Annotated in this window: 12 protein-coding genes; 10 read left to right on the top strand and 2 right to left on the bottom strand. The window is 38.0% G+C overall.

The window, feature by feature from the left end:
• The 9 genes from MKL32_RS10835 to MKL32_RS10795 form a co-directional block, all read left to right on the top strand.
• Positions 1-330 (top strand): IS3 family transposase (locus MKL32_RS10835; RefSeq protein ID WP_270900281.1); only part of this gene is annotated, 330 nt, incomplete at its 5' end.
• Between the two features lie 210 nt (positions 331-540).
• The gene (locus MKL32_RS10830; protein ID WP_004953672.1) at positions 541-1,476 is read left to right on the top strand and encodes an ABC transporter ATP-binding protein; all 936 of its coding nucleotides are present in this window, start codon (positions 541-543) and stop codon (positions 1,474-1,476) included.
• On the top strand, positions 1,473-2,246 hold the full coding sequence (locus tag MKL32_RS10825; protein WP_004915172.1) for an ABC transporter permease: 774 nt from the start codon (positions 1,473-1,475) through the stop codon (positions 2,244-2,246). Before MKL32_RS10830 ends, MKL32_RS10825 begins: the two co-directional genes overlap by 4 nt.
• Positions 2,243-3,058 (top strand): NADPH-dependent 7-cyano-7-deazaguanine reductase QueF, encoded by an 816-nt coding sequence (queF, locus tag MKL32_RS10820; protein WP_126132646.1) that lies wholly within the window; start codon positions 2,243-2,245, stop codon positions 3,056-3,058. Before MKL32_RS10825 ends, queF begins: the two co-directional genes overlap by 4 nt.
• Before the next feature lie 33 nt (positions 3,059-3,091).
• On the top strand, positions 3,092-3,751 hold the full coding sequence (locus MKL32_RS10815) for a hypothetical protein (protein WP_004915166.1): 660 nt from the start codon (positions 3,092-3,094) through the stop codon (positions 3,749-3,751).
• A 165-nt stretch (positions 3,752-3,916) separates the two neighbouring features.
• A complete protein-coding gene (gene rodA, locus MKL32_RS10810) occupies positions 3,917-5,059 on the top strand; it encodes a rod shape-determining protein RodA (protein WP_004915164.1) in 1,143 nt (380 codons plus the stop codon).
• Positions 5,060-5,078: 19 nt separating this feature from the next.
• Positions 5,079-6,080 (top strand): lytic murein transglycosylase B, encoded by a 1,002-nt coding sequence (gene mltB, locus MKL32_RS10805; RefSeq protein ID WP_151708303.1) that lies wholly within the window; start codon positions 5,079-5,081, stop codon positions 6,078-6,080.
• Between the two features lie 287 nt (positions 6,081-6,367).
• On the top strand, positions 6,368-6,979 hold the full coding sequence (locus tag MKL32_RS10800; RefSeq protein WP_004679681.1) for a septal ring lytic transglycosylase RlpA family protein: 612 nt from the start codon (positions 6,368-6,370) through the stop codon (positions 6,977-6,979).
• A 144-nt stretch (positions 6,980-7,123) separates the two neighbouring features.
• Entirely contained in the window at positions 7,124-7,576 is a 453-nt protein-coding gene (locus MKL32_RS10795; protein WP_004915160.1) for an Mpo1 family 2-hydroxy fatty acid dioxygenase, read from the top strand.
• A 39-nt stretch (positions 7,577-7,615) separates the two neighbouring features.
• On the opposite strand, the gene MKL32_RS10790 is transcribed toward MKL32_RS10795, so the two are convergent.
• Both MKL32_RS10790 and sthA read right to left on the bottom strand, forming a co-directional pair.
• Positions 7,616-8,089 (bottom strand): DUF3465 domain-containing protein, encoded by a 474-nt coding sequence (locus MKL32_RS10790; RefSeq protein ID WP_270900532.1) that lies wholly within the window; start codon positions 8,087-8,089, stop codon positions 7,616-7,618.
• A gap of 80 nt (positions 8,090-8,169) precedes the next feature.
• Positions 8,170-9,585: a Si-specific NAD(P)(+) transhydrogenase gene (gene sthA, locus MKL32_RS10785; protein WP_004915155.1), complete on the bottom strand. Its 1,416-nt coding sequence runs from the start codon at positions 9,583-9,585 to the stop codon at positions 8,170-8,172.
• Positions 9,586-9,776: 191 nt separating this feature from the next.
• Here sthA and lipA point away from each other — a divergent pair, with 191 nt between their 5' ends.
• Positions 9,777-10,790: a lipoyl synthase gene (gene lipA / locus MKL32_RS10780; protein WP_004682327.1), complete on the top strand. Its 1,014-nt coding sequence runs from the start codon at positions 9,777-9,779 to the stop codon at positions 10,788-10,790.
• Positions 10,791-10,920: the final 130 nt, after the last annotated feature.

Raw genomic sequence — 10,920 nt, 5'->3', positions numbered from 1 at the left:
ATGGCGGTATGGCGACGCAGACCCAATGAACCTGTGATCATACACTCAGACCAAGGCTCACAATACAGTAGCGGAGACTGGCAGAAATTCTGTCAAAAGCATAATTTAGTTCCGAGTATGAGTCGTCGTGGAAACTGTTGGGACAATGCTGTTGCTGAATCCTTTTTTAGTAGTTTAAAGAAGGAAAGAATTAAAAAGAGGATCTATAAAACACGAGAAATGGCCCGTGCGGATGTGTTTGATTATATCGAGATGTTTTACAATCGAATCAGGCGTCATTCGCATCTCGATGGGATGAGCCCAGAAGCATTTGAGACAGCTTCAAAATGAGGCGGTCTCATGTCTAGGATACTGGGAGCAGTCCATATCTAACTAAAAGGTGTCTACAAAATTAGTGGCTATTCAAGTGGCTATTCATTTGATTTCTAAACGACTGCTCAACGCTGTTCTATATATAGAACAAGATAAACCACTTTTACACTTGGTTTATTTTTTTATATCGCTCAAAATACGCGTTCAATCTAACAATGAGAGACGTTCATGACTGATGCTTTGGTGTTGAGCGATTTGTCCAAAACTTATCGTAATGGTTTTCAGGCATTAAAAGGTATTAATTTAACCGTACCTGAAGGAGAGTTTTATGCATTATTAGGACCTAATGGTGCAGGTAAATCGACGACGATCAGTATCATTAGTTCTTTAACTAAAAAAACATCAGGTACAGTTGAAATTTTTGGCCATAACCTTGATACCCATCCATCATTGGCAAAACAGTGTTTAGGTGTTGTGCCTCAAGAGTTTAACTTTGGTCAATTCGAGAAAACTTTTGATATTTTGGTCACTCAAGCTGGTTACTATGGAATTCCCAAAAAACTCGCTGAACAGCGTGCTGAATATTATTTAGAGAAACTTGGTCTTTGGGAAAAGCGTAACATTCAATCTCGGATGCTTTCAGGTGGTATGAAACGTCGCCTAATGATTGCACGCGCGATGATGCATGAACCAAAACTTTTGATTCTCGATGAACCTACTGCAGGCGTTGATATTGAATTACGCCGTTCAATGTGGGATTTCTTGACTGAAATGAATGAAAAAGGTACTTCAATCATTTTAACGACACATTATTTAGAAGAAGCTGAAATGTTGTGTCGTCGCATAGCCATTATTGACCGTGGTGTGATCAAAGAAGATACCACTATGAAAGGTTTCCTAAATCAACTTAATGAAGAATCGTTTATTTGTGATTTAGCAGAACCGATCGAAAACCTGCAACTCAATATTATTGGATTTAAATTCGAATTAATCGATCCAGTGACTTTAGAAGTTACGATGGATAAAGCGCATAGCATGAATGATTTATTTTTGATTTTACAATCACAAAATATTCAAGTCAGTAGTATGCGTAACAAATCAAACCGCTTAGAAGAATTGTTCGTAAAAATGGTTGAGAAAAATCTTACAGGAGCGGATCAATGAACTTTAATCAGTTACAAACCGCACTTTGGACCTTAGTCCTTAAAGAAATTCGCCGTTTTATGCGAATTTGGCCTCAAACCCTGCTGCCACCAGCGATTACCATGAGCCTATATTTCGTGATTTTCGGTAATTTAGTCGGATCACGCATTGGTGAAATGGGTGGCTTCAGCTATATGCAATTTATTGTGCCAGGTTTAATTATGATGGCAGTGATTACCAATAGTTATGCGAACGTTTCTTCAAGCTTCTTTAGTGCAAAATTCCAAAAAAGCATTGAAGAATTGATCATGAGCCCTGTGCCATTACATTTAATTCTTTGGGGTTATGTGATTGGTGGTGTATGTCGTGGTGTGTTGGTCGGCTTAATCGTTACTCTGATGAGTTTGTTTTTTACTCACTTGGAAATCTATAATTTCTTTGTAACTATATATACAGTAATTATCACCTCGTTATTATTTTCACTTGGTGGTTTCATTAATGCCGTATATGCAAAATCTTTTGATGATATTTCGATTATCCCAACTTTCGTTTTGACTCCACTCACTTACTTGGGTGGTGTATTTTATGCGATTAGTGCTTTAAGTCCATTTTGGCAAAATCTCTCTTTAATTAACCCAATTGTTTACATGGTCAACGCTTTCCGTTTTGGTATTTTGGGACATAGTGATGTCAATGTTTCATTCTCTCTCACTGTTGTCACATTATGTTGTGTTGCCCTTTATGCAGTTGCATATCATTTATTAGCTCGCGGTTCAGGAATGCGTGAATGAGTGTAGAACATTCTTTATTGGGCAAAGACACCCAGTATCCTACTCAATATCAACCAGAAGTCTTATTTCCGATTGCTCGTGCTGAATCTCGCAAACTTTATGCCGATATTGAAGGCATAGCGCAAGGCAAAGACTGGTGGCATATATTTGAGATTTCATGGTTAAACCAACTTGGTTTACCACAAGTGGCTATAGGACGTTTAACCTTACCAGCCAACTCTCCGAATTTAATTGAATCAAAATCACTTAAACTATATTTCAACAGCATGAATTTCACGCAATTTGCATCGCAACAATTATTTGTTGAGACCGTTGAGCGTGATTTATCAGATGCTGCTGGTGCTAAAGTTGAACTGCAACTATTTCAAGTGGATGATTTACAGATTTATAAACCCCAAGGAATCTGTATAGATGATCTGATCCCTGAACGTCTTTCAGAACATCCAGATTCAAGCTTATTGCAGTACGATGCTGTCAGTGAAGAAAATATTGAAGTAGAACTTTACTCTAATCTTTTGAGAAGTAATTGCCCGGTGACGGGACAACCTGACTGGGGTACTGTTTTTATTCGTTTTCAAGGTAAAAAACCTTGTTATCGCAGTATATTAGCCTATATTATTTCTTACCGTCAGCATAATGGTTTTCATGAACAATGTGTGGAACAAATATTCGCAGATATTTGGCAACACTTAAAACCAGAAAAACTGATGGTCTATGCAACCTATACTCGTCGTGGTGGATTGGATATCAACCCTTGTCGAGTATCTGACTTGTCATGGATGCCCAAGCCGATCCGCTTGGCACGACAATAAAACGAATAAATTTGATATAGAGGACGTTCTTCAATGACCAGTTATTTCGGTATTCTTCCATCTGCAACGTTGAGTCAGGATATTCAACTTGCACAAGCCAACCGTAACAGCAAAGAACCACAATACCCTTTGCGTGACAAGATTTCTCTTCAACTTACTGATGAGCTGATTGACACGATGTTGGTGCATTTGGTACAGCAGTTCCCACCAAGTGACAAACGAGATACAACTGAAGAACTCGCTCAAAAGATTCGTAGTATTGTCTCTACTTTGATGAAGCAATTATTAGGCAAAGCATCGAATGAACAAGTCCTTGAATCTTTAGCTTTCATGGAAAAGAGCTTGTTTATTGATAATGAAGGTAAACAACGTATCGGTACTCAACTACCAGATGCTTTAGTTTCTGACATGAAAAAAAGCTTTGCTGAAGTTGCTGCGGGCAACGGTAAAGAACAACGTGATGCATTAACACAACAGTTCAAATCTTTTGCTGACGCGCTTATTCAACACTTCATGACTGAATACAACAAAACATTGGGTTTAGGCATGGTAAAACGTGGTGTTGCAAGTGTTGCGACTAGCGGTGTTGAAACTGCTGTACATATTGTAATCAAAAAACTTATTCCTAGCTTAAGCCAAGCTGAGTTAGATGTATTCACTAAGCATTTCGATCAGTTGCTCGTTCAGAAATAAGCTTCGAATATTCAAAAAAAAGCGACTATATATAGTCGCTTTTTTTATAGAAAAAGATGAGTCATTTTCAAACTTATATAATGTCACAATTTCTAAATTTGCATTGTCTAAATCAGTGTTTATGTTAGCATTCGCGAAGCATTGATTTACTTGATTTAGAAGCGCATGTCTCCAAGCTCACAGTACAAATTTTTACGTCAAGCACCGCGTGATGGCTTGAGTACTGCCACTCACCCTTCACGGTGGCAACAACTCCATATAGACCCATGGCTTTGCCTATTTCTGGTACTAAATGCATTTTTAGGACTTACCGTCTTATATAGTGCTTCTGCCCAAGATGTTGGTCTTGTCAGTAAACAAGCAATGAGCTTTGGCATTGGTTTTACCGTCATGATTATTCTGGCGCAAATTCCTCCAAAAGTTTATCAAGCATTCTCACCATATTTTTATGTCTTCGGTGTTTTATCTTTAGTAGCCGTTGTTGTGTTTGGCGAAGTACGTATGGGCGCACAAAGATGGATTGATATTCCAGGCTTTGGTAGTGTTCAACCGAGTGAATTCATGAAGATTGGCATGCCAATGATGATCGCATGGTTCCTATCTCGCAAAGCCTTACCTCCTAGTTTGTCTCAAGTCATACTATCTTTGCTGCTCATCCTCGTACCCTTTCTTTTAATTGCAGAGCAACCAGACTTAGGTACTTCATTACTTGTGCTTGCTAGTGGCATTTTTGTACTTTTCTTGAGTGGATTATCATGGAGATTGATTGCTGCCGCTGCTGGAGTTGCTGCTGTAATCATTCCAATTGCTTGGGAGTTCTTACTACACGATTACCAACGACAAAGGGTACTTACCTTGTTAGATCCTGAGGCTGATGCATTGGGTACAGGTTGGAATATTATTCAATCTAAAACTGCGATAGGTTCAGGCGGTTTTTCAGGAAAAGGCTTTTTAGAAGGTACTCAATCTCACTTACATTTTTTACCAGAAGGTCATACCGACTTTATTATTGCAGCCTATTCTGAAGAATTTGGCTTGATCGGCGTTACCCTACTTATTTTCTTATATTGCGCGATTATTTTTAGAACATTTCAGATTGGCTTACAAAGCTTCCATAACTATGGGCGTTTAGTTGCAGGAGCCTTTGGTTTGTCATTTTTTGTTTATGTATTTGTAAATGCAGGCATGGTCAGTGGTATTTTACCTGTAGTGGGTGTGCCGTTACCGTTTATGAGCTATGGTGGAACTGCAATTATTACACTTATGTCAACATTTGGACTTGTGATGTCAATTCATACACATCGATAACGAGGAATTCATAAAACACATGTTTCATCCTAAACTAAATAATACTTTTAAATTTTTAACATTAAGTGCCAGTCTATTTCTGAGTAGTAATTGGGCGCAAGCAAATGAATTTTACACTCATCCAAATTATTTTGCTTTTAAACAAAAAACGATGACTACTTATGGTTTAAGTAGTGAACAAATTGATATTGCAATGAGTGGCGCACGTAATTTATCCAACATTTTAAACATTATGACGCGTCCAGGTGAAAGTAAGCCTTGGTATGAATATCGCTCTATGTTCTTGGTGGAAGGTACAATTCAACGTGGTGTCCGCTTTAAAAATCACTATGAAGATGTTCTGAATCGTGCGGAACAACAATTTGGTGTACCAAAATCTGTAATTTTAGGCATTTTAGGTGTTGAGACAGGTTATGGTGCAAATAAGGGCTCTTTCATTACCCGTGACGCTCTAGCAACCTTAGCTTTTGGTTATCCTCGTCGTGCTGATTACTTCAGTGATGAACTTGCAGCGTTGATCTCATGGACATATAAAGAAGGCTATCCAACCAACAGTATCGTTGGTTCATATGCTGGGGCTATTGGCTATCCACAATTTATGCCGAGTAACATCCAAAAGCTAGGTGTGGATTATGATGGTAATGGACATATTGATTTAAGAAACTCCGCAGTTGATGCAATTGGTTCAATCGCGAATTATTTAGCTCAATATGGTTGGCAACGTGATCGTCCAATTGGCTTCCCTGCTCGTTATTTAGGTAACGATCCTGAAAGTATTATTGCTAAGGATTTAACTCAACCAACTCCCTATGGTGAGCTAAAAAGATTAGGTATCGCACCTATTGACCCTTTGGTAAAAATAGATGATCTTGATTTAGTAAATGTTATTCAATTACAAGACCAATTTGGACCTATTTACTACATCACTTATCCAAATTTCCAAGTAATCACGACTTATAATAAGAGTCGAATGTATGCCACAGCGGTGTGGTTATTAGGCACTGAAGTCGCAGGAAGATAACCCGACTTTTTAAACAAAATTTAAAAGTCAATAAATTTATGGCTCAAAAAGGGTGTTAAATAATCAATTTTAATATTTTGTTACAATATTGATTGTTTTTTAATCTAAAACTGTAAGTTTTTACCCTTTTTGTAACTATTTATCGTTAAAGACTAGACACACTTCGTAAGCGCTGAATATTATCCACCCAAGAAAAGTAATTGCAAAAGTGAATAATTAGACATGTGCACTGTATTTCGATGCTGTTTTGTCGAGATAGAAAAACATGTTCTCTAGGAGTTTATACAATGCAGTTTTCGCTGAAATATATTCTAGCGCTGACGGCAGGCTTAAGTTTAAGCCCGTTACATGCTGAAATGGTACAATCATCATCATTAACAAATGATGTTGAAGGTTCTAATTTAGCAGCCCGCGTTTTGAGCAAAGATTCTCAAAATTTTAATTCTCGTTTTTCTAACGTCAATAGTCTTTCAATCACTGAGAGTTCTGGTGACAAAGTACGTCGCCAAACAATTGCTGCTAAAATTGATATCCCTGAAGAAGAGCCTTCAGTGATTGAAAAACTTAACACTGTTGCGTCTAATACTGTACGTAAGTTTAGCCAAACTGGCGTAGCATCATGGTATGGTCGTCAATTTCATGGTCGTAAGACTGCAAGCGGTGAAACATTCGATATGAATGGTTTAACTGCTGCTCATCGTAGCCTGCCATTGAACTGTTACATTCGTGTGACCAATAAAGACAACGGTAAAAGCGTTGTAGTTAAGGTTAACGATCGTGGTCCATTCCATGGTAACCGTGTATTAGATTTATCTTATGGCGCAGCTAAGCAACTTGGTGTTACCAATGCTGGTACTGCTAAAGTAAGTATCGAACGTGTTGATGGTCCAAATTCTTAATATTTAGACTTCCAACTAATAATAAAGCCACGTTTATACGTGGCTTTATTATTTATATTATTTTTTGATTCATTTTTGACCCTCACTACTTTCTTCGCTATAGTAATGACATTATAAATTGTCAATTTAGCAAGGAGTGCAGTTGTGAAATCGATAGATGAATGGTTCGATGAATACAGCGATAGTCACCAAAACCAAACGAATAAAAAAATACATTGGGTATGTGTCCCAGCAATTCTTTTTTCAATAATTGGTATTCTTGCGCATTTTAGTACTCTCCTCACCGCTTTATTGCTTGTACTTACACTCGTTTTCTATGCTCGCTTGGATATCGTGTTAGCTGTGGCTATGGCTGCTTTGTTGGTGGTAATGGCTTGGCTTATTATTATTCTACCTGTAGGGGTAGGATTTTATATCGGCGTGTTTGTAATCGCATGGATTGGTCAGTTTTATGGTCATAAAGTTGAAGGAAAGAAACCTTCTTTCTTCAAAGATCTGCAATTCCTTCTGATTGGGCCTGTATGGTGCATGGATGCCTATTTAGCTAAGATACTACCCAAATGGAAATCTCGTCAAAATTTGGGGCTTTCAAGCTAATTTAGAGCATATTATGGATGGCTAATTAGCTAAAAGAGATTATTGATAGCTTTTCCCTTGATATTTTAGCCATCCATCCACATGTTTTCCTTGTGGATCATGATGAGTCCAATGAATCACTCCACCTTTAGGGCTATATTCATATTCTCCATAAAATTCGACTATTTCACCTTTTCTAAGTCCCTCCACCCGAGGTGCCAAATCAATGTTATGCGCCACTAAAACGGTTAAACCATTCTCCAGTTTTAGAATCATTTTTTGGTGTCTTGAACCATCATTATCATCAGCTAAAATTGCTTTTACTTCACCCTTGGATTGAACTTGAATGTTACTTATCTGTTGTTTATAAGCTTTCATAATCTTATGCTGATTATCAACCGCCGCTTCCTCAACAATTGAAGTCTGAACAACATTATCGTTCAGGTTGTTTTGCTTTAAATCTATACCGATATAAGCAGCAATTAGCACAACAATAATCGTTGCAATCACTAAATTATTTTTCTGGATTTTCATGTTTAACCTTTTTATTTCAATTTAAATAGCAAAATGCCAATCATATTGATTGGCATTTTATTCATACAACTCTATCAAACTTAAAATAGACGATTCATACCATTCAACGCTGCAACACGATATGCTTCAGCCATTGTTGGGTAGTTGAATGTCGTTTCAACAAAATACTTTAATGTATTATTCGGACTATGCATTACAACTTGTCCAATGTGGATAATCTCTGCGGCATTGTTACCAAAACAATGAATACCTAAAACTTCCAAACTATCGCGGTGGAAGAGGATTTTTAACTCACCTACGGTATCACCAGTAATTTGAGCGCGAGCTAGATGACGGAAAGATGCTTGGCCTACTTCATAAGGTACTTTTTCTTCAGTCAACTCTTGTTCAGTTTTTCCAATCGAAGAAATTTCTGGAATGGTATAAATGCCTGTTGGTACGTCTTTAATCGGTTTAACATTTTTCTCACCGACCATGTTTGCACCTGCACAACGACCTTGGTCATATGCAGCAGATGCAAGTGATGGCCAACCAATCACATCACCAGCAGCATAAATGTTCTCAACTTCAGTTTGATATTGATCATTTACCATCAACTGACCACGATTGTTTGGTACAAGACCTACATTCTCGAGTCCTAAACCGTCAGTATTACCTGAGCGACCATTACACCATAAGATGGCATCAGCTTTGATTTTCTTGCCACTAAGCAAATGTAGAACCACATGATCGTCAAAGGTTTCTAGGCGATCGATTTGTTCATTGTGACGAATCAATACTCCTTGCTCACGCAAGTGATATGACAATGCATCAGCGATTTCATCATCAAGGTAGCTTAAAAGCTTTTGCTGAGTGTTGATCAAATCAACTTTATGATCTAGACCAATAAAAATCGATGCGTATTCGCAACCAATAACACCAGCACCGTAAATAATGATTTTTTGAATTGAATAATCCAAATCAAGAATTTTGTCAGAATCAAAAACACGAGGATGGTTAAAATCCAAACCTTGTGGCTGATAAGGGCGACTACCTGTTGCAATCACAATTTGTTTACAGATGATGGTATCTTTTATGCCATCTTGACCAAAAATGAGTACGGTATTTTTATCTTGGATATATGCACGTCCATGAAAAACATCAATCTTATTGCGATCATAAAAACGTGTATGAGTATCAACTTGCTGTTGAATCACTTTATGCGCGTTGCGTAACACTTGTTTCATGGTGAATTGTTTCCATTCACCTACTTTTTGAAACATTGGATCACGCTGATAACGGATGATACTTGAAACTGTTTGACGTAAGGCTTTACTTGGAATGGTACCTACATGTGCACAGTTACCACCGAGTTGATCACGTACATCGACGATTGCTACTTTTCTACCTGCTTTAGCTAGCTTCATTGCCGCGCCTTCACCAGCTGGGCCAGAACCGAGAATGACTGCATCAAATTTTACAACATTCCCACCAACGACCTCTTTCTTACGTGGCATTCAAAGCTCCTTTATCTCTTAGCTGTTTACTTCTATATATATGATAACTAATATGCTATGGGTTGATGTATTTCTCAACCATATATTTTTATATATTCACATTTTCAAAATGAATACCTATTTCATCCTATAAACCTATAAATTTGACTATAATAATCGAATATCTCAAGCAATAGGTTGTAGAAAATAAGATGTCTGAACACCGTAAACCTGAACAGGGCATAAAACTTCGTGGCGCTGAAAAAGTCGCTAGAATTCCTGTAAAAGTTATACCTACGGTTGAAGTACCTCGTAAACCAGACTGGATTCGCGTCAAAATGACTGCACCTGAAGAGGTTCAGCGTATAAAAACAACTCTACGTTCGCAAAAACTCCATACTGTTTGTGAAGAAGCTGCCTGCCCTAACCTTCCAGAGTGTTTTGGTGGTGGTACTGCGACTTTTATGATTATGGGCGATATTTGTACTCGTCGCTGTCCTTTCTGTGACGTTGCTCATGGTCGACCAAATGCACTTGATCCTGACGAACCTCGTCACATGGCGGAAACTATTTCAAACTTGGGTTTGAAATATGCAGTTATCACCTCTGTAGATCGTGATGATCTTTTAGATGGCGGCGCTCAACATTTTGTGGATTGTATTAAAGAAGCTCGCGCTTTGAGTCCCAAAACGCTACTTGAAATCTTAGTTCCTGATTTCCGTGGTCGCATGGATATTGCTTTACGCATTATGACTGAATGTCCACCTGACGTTTTTAACCACAATATCGAGACAGTACCTCGCTTATATAAAGCAATGCGTCCAGGCTCAGACTATCAACATTCTTTGAATCTTTTAAAAATGTTTAAAGAATACTGCCCAGACGTTCCCACCAAATGTGGTTTGATGGTGGGTATTGGTGAAACTGAAGAAGAAGTGATTTCTTTACTTGATGATCTTCGTGCTCATGATGTGGACTACGTAACAATTGGGCAATATTTACAACCATCTAAGCAACACGCGCCAATAGATCGCTTTGTAACGCCAGAAGAATTTGAACGTTACGCAGAACATGGTCGTAAATTAGGCTTCAGAAATATTTGGTCTGCACCCATGGTTCGTTCAAGCTACTTTGCAGATCGTCAGTATCATGGTGAACCTGTTCCTGCGGTTCGTCGCAAAGTAGATCCTGCTAAGAAAATTGCTGTACAAACTGTAGAAGCTTAATCAAGTTTCTATGAAGTAAAAAAGAGAACAATCATGTCACTACTGTCCCATAGTTTGCTTTAAATAAAAAAACCTGAGTCTAAATAGTTAAAATATGAGTGCAAACAAACACTTTAACTATAAAGGACTC

Origin of the sequence: Acinetobacter sp. AOR34_HL (genome assembly GCF_027854795.1) — a bacterium.
GTDB classification, from domain to species: Bacteria; Pseudomonadota; Gammaproteobacteria; order Pseudomonadales; family Moraxellaceae; genus Acinetobacter; species Acinetobacter junii.
Note: the sequence above shows the minus strand (reverse complement) of the source record. Positions and strands in the feature narration are given on the sequence as shown.

Bases quoted from the DNA above. Each gene is read 5' to 3' on its own strand.
- MKL32_RS10830 (WP_004953672.1), top strand. From the start codon at position 541: ATGACTGATGCTTTGGTGTTGAGCGATTTGTCCAAAACTTATCGTAAT.
- MKL32_RS10825 (WP_004915172.1), top strand. From the start codon at position 1,473: ATGAACTTTAATCAGTTACAAACCGCACTTTGGACCTTAGTCCTTAAA.
- queF (WP_126132646.1), top strand. From the start codon at position 2,243: ATGAGTGTAGAACATTCTTTATTGGGCAAAGACACCCAGTATCCTACT.
- MKL32_RS10815 (WP_004915166.1), top strand. From the start codon at position 3,092: ATGACCAGTTATTTCGGTATTCTTCCATCTGCAACGTTGAGTCAGGAT.
- rodA (WP_004915164.1), top strand. From the start codon at position 3,917: ATGTCTCCAAGCTCACAGTACAAATTTTTACGTCAAGCACCGCGTGAT.
- mltB (WP_151708303.1), top strand. From the start codon at position 5,079: ATGTTTCATCCTAAACTAAATAATACTTTTAAATTTTTAACATTAAGT.
- MKL32_RS10800 (WP_004679681.1), top strand. From the start codon at position 6,368: ATGCAGTTTTCGCTGAAATATATTCTAGCGCTGACGGCAGGCTTAAGT.
- MKL32_RS10790 (WP_270900532.1), bottom strand. From the start codon at position 8,089: ATGAAAATCCAGAAAAATAATTTAGTGATTGCAACGATTATTGTTGTG.
- sthA (WP_004915155.1), bottom strand. From the start codon at position 9,585: ATGCCACGTAAGAAAGAGGTCGTTGGTGGGAATGTTGTAAAATTTGAT.
- lipA (WP_004682327.1), top strand. From the start codon at position 9,777: ATGTCTGAACACCGTAAACCTGAACAGGGCATAAAACTTCGTGGCGCT.